13 protein-coding genes and 2 tRNA genes are annotated in these 13,703 nt (G+C 31.7%); 9 read left to right on the forward strand and 6 right to left on the reverse strand.

Annotated elements, in window-relative coordinates:
• Positions 1-67 precede the first annotated feature (67 nt).
• The 5 genes from ACQY6M_RS12030 to ACQY6M_RS12050 all read right to left on the reverse strand — a co-directional run bounded on the left by ACQY6M_RS12030 (position 68) and on the right by ACQY6M_RS12050 (position 2,443).
• Complete coding sequence (locus ACQY6M_RS12030) at positions 68-235, reverse strand: hypothetical protein (RefSeq protein WP_428742136.1); 168 nt, start codon at positions 233-235, stop codon at positions 68-70.
• Positions 236-594: 359 nt separating this feature from the next.
• Complete coding sequence (locus tag ACQY6M_RS12035; protein WP_428742137.1) at positions 595-759, reverse strand: Arc family DNA-binding protein; 165 nt, start codon at positions 757-759, stop codon at positions 595-597.
• A gap of 131 nt (positions 760-890) precedes the next feature.
• Positions 891-1,391 carry a hypothetical protein gene (locus ACQY6M_RS12040; protein ID WP_428742138.1) on the reverse strand — a complete coding sequence of 167 codons (501 nt, stop codon included), beginning with the start codon at positions 1,389-1,391 and terminating at the stop codon, positions 891-893.
• Between the two features lies 1 nt (position 1,392).
• On the reverse strand, positions 1,393-1,560 hold the full coding sequence (locus ACQY6M_RS12045; RefSeq protein ID WP_428742139.1) for a DUF4177 domain-containing protein: 168 nt from the start codon (positions 1,558-1,560) through the stop codon (positions 1,393-1,395).
• Positions 1,561-1,582: 22 nt separating this feature from the next.
• Complete coding sequence (locus tag ACQY6M_RS12050) at positions 1,583-2,443, reverse strand: SPFH domain-containing protein (protein ID WP_428742140.1); 861 nt, start codon at positions 2,441-2,443, stop codon at positions 1,583-1,585.
• Between the two features lie 121 nt (positions 2,444-2,564).
• Between ACQY6M_RS12050 and ACQY6M_RS12055 the strand changes: the two genes are divergently transcribed.
• The 3 genes from ACQY6M_RS12055 (at position 2,565) to ACQY6M_RS12065 (ending at position 6,249) form a co-directional block, all read left to right on the forward strand.
• Entirely contained in the window at positions 2,565-3,353 is a 789-nt protein-coding gene (locus ACQY6M_RS12055) for a S1/P1 nuclease (protein WP_428742141.1), read from the forward strand.
• A gap of 145 nt (positions 3,354-3,498) precedes the next feature.
• The gene (locus ACQY6M_RS12060; protein WP_428742142.1) at positions 3,499-5,997 is read left to right on the forward strand and encodes a M14 family metallopeptidase; all 2,499 of its coding nucleotides are present in this window, start codon (positions 3,499-3,501) and stop codon (positions 5,995-5,997) included.
• A 96-nt stretch (positions 5,998-6,093) separates the two neighbouring features.
• Positions 6,094-6,249, forward strand: a complete 156-nt coding sequence (locus ACQY6M_RS12065; protein ID WP_133537141.1) for a YqaE/Pmp3 family membrane protein — start codon at positions 6,094-6,096, stop codon at positions 6,247-6,249.
• A gap of 108 nt (positions 6,250-6,357) precedes the next feature.
• On the opposite strand, the gene pafA is transcribed toward ACQY6M_RS12065, so the two are convergent.
• Positions 6,358-7,995, reverse strand: a complete 1,638-nt coding sequence (gene pafA, locus ACQY6M_RS12070; RefSeq protein ID WP_428742143.1) for an alkaline phosphatase PafA — start codon at positions 7,993-7,995, stop codon at positions 6,358-6,360.
• 120 nt (positions 7,996-8,115) lie between these two features.
• Here pafA and ACQY6M_RS12075 point away from each other — a divergent pair, with 120 nt between their 5' ends.
• From ACQY6M_RS12075 to ACQY6M_RS12100, 6 genes are all read left to right on the forward strand, one after another.
• Positions 8,116-8,856 carry an MlaE family ABC transporter permease gene (locus ACQY6M_RS12075; protein WP_428742144.1) on the forward strand — a complete coding sequence of 247 codons (741 nt, stop codon included), beginning with the start codon at positions 8,116-8,118 and terminating at the stop codon, positions 8,854-8,856.
• Positions 8,856-9,620, forward strand: coding sequence for an ABC transporter ATP-binding protein (locus ACQY6M_RS12080; RefSeq protein ID WP_428742145.1), 765 nt, complete (start codon positions 8,856-8,858; stop codon positions 9,618-9,620). The genes ACQY6M_RS12075 and ACQY6M_RS12080 overlap by 1 nt, the downstream gene beginning before the upstream one ends.
• A gap of 134 nt (positions 9,621-9,754) precedes the next feature.
• A tRNA-Lys gene (locus tag ACQY6M_RS12085) sits at positions 9,755-9,827 on the forward strand.
• Between the two features lie 45 nt (positions 9,828-9,872).
• A tRNA-Tyr gene (locus ACQY6M_RS12090) sits at positions 9,873-9,955 on the forward strand.
• A 120-nt stretch (positions 9,956-10,075) separates the two neighbouring features.
• A complete protein-coding gene (locus ACQY6M_RS12095) occupies positions 10,076-12,475 on the forward strand; it encodes a TonB-dependent receptor (RefSeq protein WP_428742146.1) in 2,400 nt (799 codons plus the stop codon).
• Between the two features lie 70 nt (positions 12,476-12,545).
• Entirely contained in the window at positions 12,546-13,658 is a 1,113-nt protein-coding gene (locus tag ACQY6M_RS12100; protein ID WP_428742147.1) for an aminopeptidase C, read from the forward strand.
• The last annotated feature ends 45 nt before the right edge of the window (positions 13,659-13,703 follow it).

Here is a 13,703-nt window from a genome sequence, read left to right on the forward strand (position 1 = left end):
CTCCTTCAAAATCAAAAAAGAAAAGCTGCCTTTAAAGGCAGCTTTTTATAAATTGTTTAAAACAAATTTATAAAGTATGGCTAAGACATCTAATACATTCAGGGTTGCTTAAGTCAGTTGATTGATCTCCTCCTTCTCCCCAGCAATATGTTTGGCAAAAAGCATCGCCACCATTGATTATTTGTTGAGCTGTTTTGTTTAAAACTGTTCCTAAATTTTTAATAGAATTTTTCATTATTAATAGATTAAAATTTAATATAACCTCTGAACATTTAAAGACACTCAGAATATGTGTCTATTTTTCGCGAAAAAATATTTTTACTTTAAAGTATTTAAAAAAGATATGTATTGTTTTTCATAACATTTTGTATTAATAGCATGATAAAAGTACAAATTGGAGGAAATAAAAAATCACCCAAAAAGGGTGATTTTTTCCAACTTTTTTTGCCTATCATAGATAATAGATAAACAGTTTTTTTGATTAAAAAATAAGAGTAGTGTTTGTGTTTACAAATGCTATAGTGGTTTGCTTAGTGTTAGATTGTTGCTTAATAAAATTGGATGTTATTTATAATAAGCTTTTAAGATTTACAGTTATTCTTCTTTCTTTTTAGGCTCACGATTAGCTTCTTTAAGAGCTTGCATAAGCATCCATTCGATCTGACCATTGGTAGATCGAAATTCATCGGAAGCCCATTTTTCAATGGCTTTTAGCATATCTTCATTAATACGCAATGCAAATGCTTTCTTTTTTGCCATGTGTTGTTTTAAAACTATTTTTTAGAATTGTAAAAAATGATTGCAAAAATACAATTTCCTTTTTCTTCTAAATAAATGAAATTATAAAGGTCAAAACGCAGATTATCAAATATGTTATAGCTACAATCATTTTAGTTGATTTTATATTGATAATTTTCCAAAACACGTATTGCATCTTCTTTTTTACGAGTTCCAATAAGTATTTTTTTACCATTTTTCAGTTCTAGCTGAATTCCAACATCTCCTGAAATATTGATAGCAGTTCCTTTTTCCTTGTTTCTGAAAAAACTTCTTTTTAATCCCCAGCCACCATATTCTCCAATAGGGTTGTAAGTTCTGATATAAGCATTGTTTATTTCATGCCAAGCTATTTTTTTCATTGAAAGATGAAACGGAAAAAATTGATAATGAATTCCGTACTCATCTATTCTTGTGCTTAGCTTAAAAATAAAGATAAACGCAAAAGATAAAGTTAAACCAAGTAGAACAAGCATAAACTCTGTTGAACTCATTGTAGAGTTTTCTTGCGTATACTCTTTAACAATAAGTGTTATGGGGACAATTAAACTTACGGCTAAGATTATTAGCAACCAAAGCTGTGTAAAACGTTGTTCTTCTTTAAAGATTTTCATCTTATCTGTTTTTATCTCGTTCTAAAATAACTTCAATATTACCATCACTTACTTGGTAAGCACTAGCTACTTTCCAACCTTGTTTCGCATAATTGTTCAGATCATCTTCGAATTTTTGTCGTCCGTTAGACCAGCTAAATTTTCTATGTATGATTTTATATTCTTTCATTTATTAAGTGGTTTTATTGGGTTTAGTGACTTAATGTCCCAGTATTAACTACTGGAGAGGCTTCTTTATCACCACATAAAATCACTAATAAATTACTCACCATAGCTGCTTTGCGCTCTTCGTCTAATTCAACAATTTCTTTCTTGTTCAATTCATTCAAAGCCATATCTACCATTTCAACAGCTCCTTGTACTATTTTATGACGTGCAGCAACAATAGCAGTGGCTTGTTGACGCTTTAACATAGCACTTGCTATTTCTTGTGCATAAGCCAAATAACCAATACGTGCTTCTAAAACTTCGATACCAGCGATAGCTAAACGTTCTTCTAATTCTTTTTCTAAGGCTTCACTTACTTCATTTACACTAGAACGTAGAGTAATGTCTTCTTCATGGCCTTCATCAGCGAAATTATCATAAGGATACATACTTGCAAGTTTACGAACAGCAGCGTCGGTTTGAACTCGAACAAAGTTTTCGTAATTGTCAACATCAAAAGCAGCTTTATAGGTTTCAGTAACTCTCCATACCAAAATAGTACTAATCATAACAGGATTTCCTAATTTGTCATTTACCTTTAAACGTTCACTGTCAAAGTTACTAGCCCTTAATGAGATTGTTTTCTTTTTATATAAAGGGTTAGCCCAAAACAATCCGTTTTGTTTAACTGTACCCACATATTTTCCAAAGAATAATAAAACTTTAGAAGAATTTGGGTTTACTAGAATAAAACCTAAGGTTAAAATAAAAGCCAGTATGGTTAATAAGATATATGCTGGATTTTCATTTTTAACAGTCAATACAATTCCTCCTATAAATGAGAGTAACACGATAACAAACATTAAATATCCGTTGGCTGGTTTGATGATTTTTTCTGCTTTCATTTGTTTTAATTTAAAGTGATATTAAAATGATATCACAAAGATATAAGTTAATTTTTGTTAAATCCAAATTTTTGAGTAAATATTTTATAATTTAGCATTCAATTTTAATTATAAATTATAGATGAAAACAAAGCTTTTACTATTAGTAACTATTTTATTTGTGAACGTTTCTTTTGCTGCTAATAATGAAGATATTTGGGGACCTACAGGTCATAGAGCTACAGGAAAAATAGCTGAGAAGCATTTAACAAAAAGAGCTAAAAAGGAAATAGAAAAATTATTACAAGGAGAAAGTTTAGCATTTGTGTCAACTTATGCAGATGAAATAAAATCTGATAGAAAAAAATACGGAAAATTTTATACTTGGCATTACGTGAACATGCCGTTAGATGTTCGTTATGAAGATGTAGAGAAAAACCCAGAGGGTGATTTAGTAACAGGTATAGCAGAATGTGTGAAAGTATTGAAGAATGCTAATAGTTCAGTAGAAGATAAGCGTTTTTATTTGAAAATGTTAGTACACTTAATAGGAGATTTACATCAACCATTGCATATAGGTCAAAAAGAAGATAAAGGCGGGAATACTATACAGGTTCAATGGCATGGAGAAGGTTCTAATTTACACAGAGTTTGGGATGAGAACTTGATTGATAAATATGACATGAGTTACATAGAATTGGCTAACAATGCTAAACACTTATCAAAAGAACAAATAAAAGCTATTCAAAAGGGAAGTGTAATAGATTGGTTACAAGATACACATCAATTGACAAAGGAAGTATACAAGTCTGCTGAGGTGGGAGAAAACTTACGCTACCGTTATTCGTATGTATATTTTCCTGTTGTAAGAGAACAATTACAAAAAGGAGGATTACGTTTAGCTAAATTATTGAATGAGATTTTTGGTTAGACTTAGTTAATAGAACAAAAAAATAAAAAGCCCGGAAATTTTTTCTGGGCTTTTTTTCTTGTTAATCTTTAGTTAATTTTAGAATTAGAGAGCATAAATAATTAGTTTTGAAAGAAATGATTAAAGCAAATTAATGAATCCACTAATGAAGAAACTATTTACACTGCTATTATTTATCTGTACAACACTATCTGCTCAAACAATCGATTTGAGTTATTATTTGCCTAAAGATGTTTCTTATAACAAAAATATTCCTACACCAAAATCAGTTTTGGGACATGAAGTAGGAGAGTGGCATGTAACACATGATAAATTAGTGGAGTATATGAAGGCTTTGGCAAAATCTTCAGATAGGGTAACACTTGAAAATAGAGGAACAACCTACGAAGGAAGACCTTTATTATTATTGACAATTACATCGTCTAAAAATCATCAGAATTTAGAACAAATAAGAAAAAATCACATCAAAGCAACCGATGATGTTTCTGTCGATATAACTAATAGCCCGATTGTAGTATATCAAGGATTTTCAATTCATGGTAATGAAGCTAGTGGATCTAACGCAGCTTTAGCTGTAGCCTATTACTTGGCAGCAGGAAAAGGAGAGAAAATAGAAGAATTATTAGAGAAGACAGTGATTTTATTTGACCCGTCGTTGAATCCAGATGGTTTGCAGCGATTTGCTTATTGGGTAAATACAAATAAAGCAAATAACATCAACCCTGATCCAAATGATAGAGAGTATCATGAGGTTTGGCCTGGAGGAAGAACCAATCACTATTGGTTTGATATGAATCGTGATTGGTTACCGGTTCAATTACCTGAGAGTAAAGCAAGAATTGAAACATTTCATCAATGGTTACCCAATATTTTAACCGATCATCATGAAATGGGAACCAATTCAACCTTCTTTTTTCAACCAGGAATTCCTAGTAGAACGAATCCGTTAACTCCAAAAATGAATCAGGAATTGACGAAAGAAATTGCTGCTTTTCATGCAAAAGCGTTAGATAAAATTGGGTCAACTTACTATTCAGAAGAAAGTTTTGATGATTTTTATTATGGAAAAGGTTCAACTTTTCCAGATATTAATGGAGGTATAGGTATTTTGTTTGAACAAGGAAGTTCTCGGGGACATGCACAAGAAAGTGATAACGGTGTATTGACTTTTCCATTCACAATTCGCAATCAATTTACAGCAGCATTGTCAACTTTGGAAGCTGCTAAAAATATGCGAACGAAAATTTTACAATATCAACAAGATTTCTATAAAAATTCAAGAAGCTCAGAAAAAAATAACGCTATTGTTTTTGGCGATGAAAAGGATGCAGGGAAAACCAATCACTTAGCAGAGGTTTTGCAACGTCATCAAATTAAATTTCATGAATTAAAAGAAGATTTTACTTTAAAAGGGAAAAATTTCAAAAAGGGATATAGCTATGTAATACCAATGAATCAGAAAAACCATCGATTGGTAAAAGCGATGTTTGATGTGCAAACTTCATTTAAAGATAGTTTGTTTTACGATGTGTCAGCATGGACATTCAATTATGCGTTCGGAGTTGATTTTGTGGATGATGTTTCATTGTCAAAAGCAGGAGTAGAGGTGACTAAATTACAACCAAAACAAGGAACAATTCTACAAAAAAGTAGTGTAGGATATCTATTCTCTTGGAATGAGTATAATACACCTAAAGCATTGAATGCTATTTTAGAAAAAGGATTGCGCGCAAAAGTAGCGATGAAGAACTTTGTAAATGGTAACGATTCTTACGATTACGGAACCATTTTTATCCCAGCTCAAAATCAACAGCTAAAAGGAAGTGAATTATTTGATTTTTTAGGGAAAATAGCCAACGAAAACCATATTGAAATCAAAGGAGTAGCTACTGGTTTAAATGAAGGAATTGATTTAGGAAGTAGAAATTTTGAAGCAGTAAAACCACAAAAAGTAGCTATGTTGGTTGGAAACAAGATTACAAGTAGTGATGCTGGAGAGATTTGGCATTTGTTAGATCAACGTTATCATATGAAGTTAACAAAGCTAGATACAGATTATGCTTCAAGAATAAATTTAGCGAAGTACACAACGATTATTGTTCCCAATAGTCAACCTATTGATAAGAATTTAGAGGAAAAATTAAAAGTTTGGGTGCGTAATGGAGGCGTATTAATCGGATATAGAAATGCAATAGATTGGCTGTCGAACAAAGGATTTATCAATGTGAAATTTAATAAAGTGAAAATAGACTCTATTACTAATGTGACGTTTGAAAATCGTTCGTTGCAATCGGGAGCGCAAGTAATTGGAGGAGCTATTTTTGAAGCGAAACTAGATCGTTCACATCCAATTAATTTTGGTTATAAAAATGACAGGATTGCTTTGTTTAGAAACACGAAACAGTTTATACAACCTGATACTAAGAGTTATAATAACCCAATTCAATACACCAATAACCCGCTATTGAGTGGTTATATTTCAAAAGAAAATTTAAAAGAATTAAAAAATACGGTTCCTTTTAAAGCAGAAAAGTTAGGAAGTGGTAGCGTAATTATTTTCACTGATAATACTAATTTTAGAGCTTTTTGGTACGGAACTAACAAGTTATTGATGAATGCAATTTTCTTTGGAAAGTTGATGTAGGAAAAAAATAGAAATAAAAAACTTTAGTAATAATGGAGTAACTGTAACATTTTTCAGTGAAAATCGTCTTTTAAGTGTATTAACCAAAAAAAGACTATGAGTTTACTAAGAGTTTTATTAGCAATTTTCTTTCCTCCTTTGGCAGTACTAGGAAAAGGATGTGGGTCGGTGGTGATTGTATTTTTATTAACCCTTTGCGGATGGGTGCCAGGAGTTATTGGAGCATTAGTGATACTGAATAATCCTAAATAAGCAATGTGGTAATTCGGTAATTTAAAAATGAATTAATTAAAAGAAAACTCCAATTTGATAACATCAAGTTGGAGTTTTTTATAGTCTCTTTTCTAAACTCTAAATTCTCTACTCAAGAACTTCATCTATAATTTTACCAGAGGATCCATTTGGAAACTGAATTTGTAATAAATTAGAGATTGTAGGAGCAATATCTACAATTTCGTATTTCTTTCTTGATGTACCTTGTTTGATTCCGTTTCCGTAAAAAATCATAGGAATATGAGTGTCATACGTATATCCAGAACCGTGTGTGGTTCCTTTTTTAGAACTACTACTTATCGTTGATGGAGTTGGTATTAACATAACATCTCCAGAAAATTTTTGATTATAACCATTTTGTAAAGAGTTTAATACTCCATTAGTAAATGTGGTAGTTTGTAATGTCTTTGCAGTAACAGCCTTATAAATTCCTTTATAATTGATAGCTTCATCAGCAATGGTTTGAGCTACGGTTTGATAATCAAGTTTTAAATCTTGAATTTTATCTTTAGCTAAGAATACTTGAAAATTAGAAACGTTTTCAATGATTTCATCAGATTTAAAGTGTTTTAAAGTAACCTCGTTTAAAAAGTTTTTAAAAGCAACAGGCTTAATATAGTTTGCAGGTATTTTTACCGATTGTAAATAAGAAGGAACTTGCACCGCAGCATGATCAGCTGTTAAGAACAAAGTATAGTTATCTTTCCCAACTTGTGTATCTAAAAACTGGAATAAATCGGCTAAATCTTTATCTAAACGTAAATACGTGTCTTCAATTTCTTTGGATGCAACTCCAAATTGATGTCCCACATAATCAGTAGAAGAATAACTGATAGCAATAAAGTCTGTATATTCAGATTTTCCTAGTTTTTCATTAATAATAGCTGCTTTGGCGAAATCGGTCGTAAGAGAGTTTCCTGCAGGTGTAGCTTTAATAATACTATAGTTGTTATTCTTGCTTCTTAAAGAAGGAATATCATGAGGAAAAACAGGTTTTTCTTCCCCTTTAAATGTTACCTCAAAATTATTGTCGTCTTCAATACTTTCTGTATAGGTATTGATATCGTATAATGTTTCCCAAGGCTTACTTAAATACTCATCTACTTTACCAGATTTGTTAAAATCTTGTACCCAAGTAGGTAATTCATTTAAATAAAAAGACGAAGAGATCCATTGTCCTTTTTCACCTCCATCAAACCAATATGCTGCATTAGCAGTATGACCAGCAGGTAAAATAGCAGAACGATCTTTAAGGGCAATACCAATGGTTTTCCCATTCATATTTTGCGCTAACCTTAATTGATCGGTCATGGTGGTTGTCATCATTCTATAAGGAGACTTTTTACCTCCATCGCCATCATTTCCAATAGTGTTATAATTACTATCATCTACACAATAAATGGATTTCTTTGCATATTTATCATACCAATCATTGCTAATTATTCCATGGTTAGTTGGAGTAGTACCTGTATAAATAGAAGTATGTCCAACAGCGGTATACGTTGGAATGTAATTATAATGAGCATTTTCTAAAGAAAATCCATTGTTTAATAAGCGCTTAAAACCATCGTTTCCATATTTGTTAGCAAAACGGATGAGGTAATCGTAACGCATTTGGTCAACAACAACACCTACTACTAATTTTGGTTTTTGAGATTTCGTTTTTTTATTTGGAGCACAGCTAGTCAAACATAAGATAGCTGCCAAAAGAGCTAATTTTTTCATGTTAAATTTTAAAAAATTTAATGTCAAAGGTACACAAAAAGCAAGCTAAAACTCATAAATAAGATGTCGAGTTAATGGTTTTTTAATACTTTAGCAAAAAAGAAAAATAGAATTCGTTTAATGAACTATATTGAGCATATAGGTAAATACGTTGCAATGCTTAAACAGGTTTTTACTAAACCTCAAAGAGCCAGAGTATTTCGTGAAGCCTTATTTAGAGAGATTGAAGAATTAGGACATAAATCAATTGGAATTATAGCTTTTATCTCCTTTTTTATTGGTGGTGTAATCGCATTACAAACAGCCTTAAATTTAGAAAGCCCGTTTATCCCAAAATCTTTAATAGGGTTTGCAGCAAAGCGTTCGGTAATTTTAGAGTTTGCACCTACATTTTGTTCCATTATTTTGGCAGGAAAAGTAGGTTCGTATATCACTTCTAGTATTGGTACTATGCGTGTTACTGAGCAAATTGATGCATTAGAAGTTATGGGAATCAATTCTTTAAATTATTTAGTACTGCCTAAAATAATAGCAACCGTATTTTTTTATCCTTTTTTAATCATACTAGGAATGTTTTTAGGAATTTTCGGAGGATGGGTTGCTGGAGTTATTTCAGGGCTATTTTCAGGAATGGATTTTATTACAGGTGTTCAAATGGATTTTGATCCGTTTTTAATAACCTATGCCTTAATCAAAACTGTTGTTTTTGCTTTTTTAATTGCTACAGTACCTTCGTATCATGGGTATTATGTAAAAGGAGGGTCGTTAGAAGTTGGTAAAGCAAGTACGCAATCGGTAGTGTGGACGACTGTACTTATTGTAATAGCTAATTATTTCTTAACTCAAATGTTATTAACCTAATGATAGAAGTAAACAATTTACATAAAGGATTTAACGGTGTTGAGATTTTAAAAGGAATATCAACCACATTTAAACCAGGAGAAACTAGCTTGATAATAGGTAGAAGTGGTTCTGGGAAAACGGTATTTTTAAAATCATTGATAGGTTTACACACACCTGAAGAAGGAACTATTATATATGATGGATTAGCAAATGTGGACATGACACTAGAAGATAAGCGTCAATTTCGTCAAGAGTTAGGAATGGTTTTTCAAGGAAGTGCATTATTTGATTCGCAAACGGTAGAAGAAAATGTGATGTTTCCGCTTAAAATGTTCACAAAAAAGCCAGAAGATGAAATGTTGGATAGAGTGAACTTTGTATTAAAACGTGTAAACTTAGAAAACTCTAATCAAAAATTTCCAGCAGAATTATCTGGAGGGATGCAAAAGCGTGTAGCCATAGCACGTGCTATTGTAATGAACCCTAAATTTTTGTTTTGTGATGAACCTAACTCGGGATTAGATCCACAAACAGCTATTGTTATAGATAACCTTATTCAAGAAATTACCGACGAATATAAAATAACTACGGTAATCAATACACACGATATGAATTCGGTGATGGAAATAGGTGATAAGATTGTTTTTTTAAAAAATGGAGTCAAAGCATGGGAGGGATCACACAAAGAAATCTTTAAAACAGACAACGAAGCTGTGGTAGATTTTGTGTATTCTTCTAATTTATTTAAAAAAGTTAGACAAGCTTACTTAAATGATGGATAGGTAACTTTCTGTTTACTAGAAGGTAATAAAAAAGAGTGATTTTTTTTTAAAATAAATTCAAAAAAATGTTTGCTGAAACAATAAAACCTTCTATATTTGCACCCGCAAACGCAGAAAAGCAAAAGCAAAAAAATGACCGGGTAGCTCAGTTGGTAGAGCATCTCCCTTTTAAGGAGAGGGTCCTGGGTTCGAGCCCCAGCCCGGTCACTAGTAAAGCTTCTCGATAAAAGAGAAGCTTTTTTTAAAAGTTTTGGGGAGATTCCAGAGCGGCCAAATGGGACGGACTGTAACTCCGTTGTCTTACGACTTCGCAGGTTCGAATCCTGCTCTCCCCACAAAAAACCTCAATCATAACGATTGAGGTTTTTTTGTGTTTGTTAATATTTTGTTTAAGTTATTTTATTTTTTGTTAAACGAAAAATTGTAGCTTTGTTGAGAGTAGAATACTTAATCAAATGAAAAAAATCTTTTTATTTATAATCTTATTACAGTCTTATAGTCTGGTATCACAAAACCAAGGGAGAATTTCAGGTAGGGTAATTGATGCTAAAACGAGAGAAACACTTCCTTTTGTAAATGTATTGATATACGGAACAACGATAGGAGCAGTTTCTAATGAAAAAGGAACTTTTGAAGTAAAGAATGTTCCTTTAGGGTATAATAAAATACAGGTCTCCTTTATAGGGTACAAAACATTAATATCGGATGAATACTTAGTGACCAAAGACAATACTCCTTTTATAAGTATTGAGTTAAATGAAGATGAAACAAATCTTGAAGAAGTAGAAGTACAGGCAAGTTTGTTCAAAAGTTCAATTGAGAGTCCGTTATCTCTCCAATCTCTAGGAATTGCAGAAATTGAAAAAAATCCTGGTGGAGACAGAGATGTTTTAAAAGTAATACAATCTTTTCCAGGTGTAGCATCTAATCCAGGATTTAGAAACGATATAATTATTAGGGGAGGAGCTACATCAGAAAATAAGTTTTATTTAGAAGGTGTGGAGGTGCCAGTGATTAACCATTTCCAAACTCAGGGAGCTAGTGGTGGCCCTGTAGGGATTATTAATGCAGATTTAGTACAGAAAGTTGATTTTTATTCAAGTGCATTTCCAGCAAACAGAGGAAATACATTAAGTTCTGTAATAGAGTTTACGCAAAAAACAGGAAATTCAAAATCGTTGAATACCAGAGCTACTATTGGAACTTCTGATGCAGGAATTACTTTAGATGGACCGTTGGGAGAAAATACAACATTTGTTTTTTCTGCTCGTCAATCGTATTTACAGTTATTATTCAAATTGATAAAACTTCCTTTTTTACCAACATATAATGATTTTCAGGCAAACATAAAATCTCAAATCTCAAAAAATAGTGAGCTTTCCATAATCGCATTAGGAGCTATTGATGATTTTGAAATTAACAAGGGAGTAAACGATGGAGAAACTGATGTAGAAACGATAAAAAGAAACAAAGTTATTTTAAATTCAGTGCCAGTAAATAGCCAATGGAATTACACTGTGGGAGCAAGTTATAAGTACTTTGCACCTAATACAACACATCTGTTTGTATTGAGTAGAAATGAATGGAAAAACAAAGCGGTTAAATATTTTCTAAATGAAGAAACACCAGCTAATTTATTACTCGATTATTCATCAAAAGAAATAGAAAACAAGTTGAGGTACGAAAGTCGTTTCGAAAGTATTAATAATGTTGATTTCAATATAGGTTTTAATCTGGAAACAGCAAGATATACCAATAGGAATTATCAGAAAAATGCAAATTCAGATGGAGTTATAACTTACGATTTTAATTCAGCTATAGATTTTGTTAAATATGGAGTTTTTGGACAGGTTTCAAAAAAATATCTAGATGATAAATTGGGAGTTTCTTTAGGTTTTAGGATAGATGGAATAGATCACAATTCAACAATGAAAAATCCATTCAATCAGTTTTCACCTAGGTTATCACTAAGTTATAATTTATCAAATAAATGGATGGTTAGCTCTTCTGTAGGACGCTATTATCAGTTACCATCTTATACCGTATTAGGGTATAAAAATGATTTAGGGGAATTCGCAAACAAAAGAGAATTAAAGTACATTCAATCTGATCATTTTGTAAGCGGATTAAGTTATAAACCGGAAGCAACATCTAAGATTACTATTGAAGGTTTTTATAAAGGATATAAGAATTATCCGTTTTCCATAAGAAATCAAATAAGTTTAGCAAATCTCGGAGCTGACTTTGGTGTTGTTGGAAACGAAGAAGTAGCTTCTATTTCAAAAGGAAGAGCTTATGGTTTTGAGTTATTGGCTCAAAAAAAATCATATAACGGACTTTATGGGGTAGCATCATATACTTTTGTAAGAAGTGAATTTAAAGATAGACAAGGTATGTATATACCTTCTACTTGGGATAATAAGCATTTACTAACTATTACGGCAGGAAAAAAGTTACATAAGAACTGGGAAATAGGAACGAAATTTAGATTGGTGGGAGGCAGACCTTATACGCCATATGATTTGAATGCTTCTTCTCTTAAAGAAAACTACGACGTGCAAAATGGAGGTATTTTAGATTATTCAAAACTGAATAAAAAACGTTTAGATACTTATACGCAGTTAGACATCCGGATAGATAAGACCTGGTTTTTAAATAAAGCAGCAATTAATCTATACTTAGACGTGCAAAATATCTATGCTAGTAGTTCAAAACAACAGCCTTATTTATTACCTGTAGAAGATGAAAATGGAAGAGTTACCGATCCTAATGATAGTTCTAGGTATGTTTTAGAAGAAATTGAAAGTACTTCTGGAAGAGCTTTACCTCGTATTGGAGTAATTGTAGATTTTTAATAGTATTCAATTTTAGTAATCTTATTAAAAAGAGTAAATTGCTCGTTTAATTTATAAAAGATTCAATAAAATGAAGAAACTCTTAATAGGTGCAGCATTTAGTTTTTTTGCTATAAACTCTCTTACTGCGCAAGAATATCAGTTTAAAACAGTAAAAGATATTGAAGACACCGAAGTAAAAAGCCAAGGAAGAACAGGAACTTGTTGGAGTTTTTCAACCACTTCTTTTTTAGAATCTGAGATTATTAGATTAACAGGTAAGAATATCGATTTATCTGAAATGTATACAGTAAGAAATACGTATTCTGACAAAGCCAATAATTATTTATATCGCCAAGGAAAAGCACAGTTTAGTGAAGGAGGTTTAGCACATGATGTTATCAATTCTGTAGCTAAATACGGTTTAGTTCCAGAGCAGGTTTTTACAGGGCTGGATTTAGGTCAAGATAGACACAATCATGCTGAAATGGTAGCTGTGTTGAAATCGATGTTGGATGCTTATATAACAAACCCAGCTGGAACGTTGAGTTCGAAATGGAAACAAGCTATAGAAGGTGTTTTAGATGTGTATTTAGGAAAAAACAAAGAAGAGTTTGTTTTTGAAGGAAAGAAGTATACTCCAAAAACCTTTAGAGAATATGTAAAAATCAATCCGTCAAACTATGTAACAATTACTTCATTTGAGCATGCTAATAAATACGATAAATTCATTTTAAACATTCCTGATAATTTTTCAAACGGAGCGTTTTATAATGTTTCGTTAGACGAATTAGTTTCTGTAACAGAAGATGCTATTAAAAATGGATATACTGTAGAATTGGATTGTGATGTGTCAGAAAAAACATTTTCTTCAAAATCTGGAGTAGCTGTAATTCCTGCGAGTAGTATGGAAAATGACAAAGCATTAACGGAAATCGTTCAAGAAAAAAAGATAACACCTAGTTTACGTCAAGCAGAATTTGAGAACTTTAATACGACTGATGATCATTTAATGCATATTGTAGGTTTGGTTAAAGATCAAAAAGGAAATACCTATTTTAAAGTGAAAAATTCTTGGGGTACTAATCAAGGGAATCAAGGATATGTATTTATGTCGGTACCGTATTTTAAATTGAAAACAATTTCTGTTTTAGTGCACAAAGATGCTCTTTCGGCTTCATTAAAAAAGAAATTAGATATTTAATAAAAAAGAGTTTAGAAATTATAAAAAGCTTGAAGTTGACTTCAA

The organism is Tenacibaculum sp., assembly GCF_050290165.1.
Lineage (GTDB): Bacteria > Bacteroidota > Bacteroidia > Flavobacteriales > Flavobacteriaceae > Polaribacter.

Coding starts and splice junctions, on each gene's coding strand:
- ACQY6M_RS12030 (WP_428742136.1), bottom strand. CDS start 235: ATGAAAAATTCTATTAAAAATTTAGGAACAGTTTTAAACAAAACAGCT.
- ACQY6M_RS12035 (WP_428742137.1), bottom strand. CDS start 759: ATGGCAAAAAAGAAAGCATTTGCATTGCGTATTAATGAAGATATGCTA.
- ACQY6M_RS12040 (WP_428742138.1), bottom strand. CDS start 1,391: ATGAAAATCTTTAAAGAAGAACAACGTTTTACACAGCTTTGGTTGCTA.
- ACQY6M_RS12045 (WP_428742139.1), bottom strand. CDS start 1,560: ATGAAAGAATATAAAATCATACATAGAAAATTTAGCTGGTCTAACGGA.
- ACQY6M_RS12050 (WP_428742140.1), bottom strand. CDS start 2,443: ATGAAAGCAGAAAAAATCATCAAACCAGCCAACGGATATTTAATGTTT.
- ACQY6M_RS12055 (WP_428742141.1), top strand. CDS start 2,565: ATGAAAACAAAGCTTTTACTATTAGTAACTATTTTATTTGTGAACGTT.
- ACQY6M_RS12060 (WP_428742142.1), top strand. CDS start 3,499: ATGAAGAAACTATTTACACTGCTATTATTTATCTGTACAACACTATCT.
- ACQY6M_RS12065 (WP_133537141.1), top strand. CDS start 6,094: ATGAGTTTACTAAGAGTTTTATTAGCAATTTTCTTTCCTCCTTTGGCA.
- pafA (WP_428742143.1), bottom strand. CDS start 7,995: ATGAAAAAATTAGCTCTTTTGGCAGCTATCTTATGTTTGACTAGCTGT.
- ACQY6M_RS12075 (WP_428742144.1), top strand. CDS start 8,116: ATGAACTATATTGAGCATATAGGTAAATACGTTGCAATGCTTAAACAG.
- ACQY6M_RS12080 (WP_428742145.1), top strand. CDS start 8,856: ATGATAGAAGTAAACAATTTACATAAAGGATTTAACGGTGTTGAGATT.
- ACQY6M_RS12095 (WP_428742146.1), top strand. CDS start 10,076: ATGAAAAAAATCTTTTTATTTATAATCTTATTACAGTCTTATAGTCTG.
- ACQY6M_RS12100 (WP_428742147.1), top strand. CDS start 12,546: ATGAAGAAACTCTTAATAGGTGCAGCATTTAGTTTTTTTGCTATAAAC.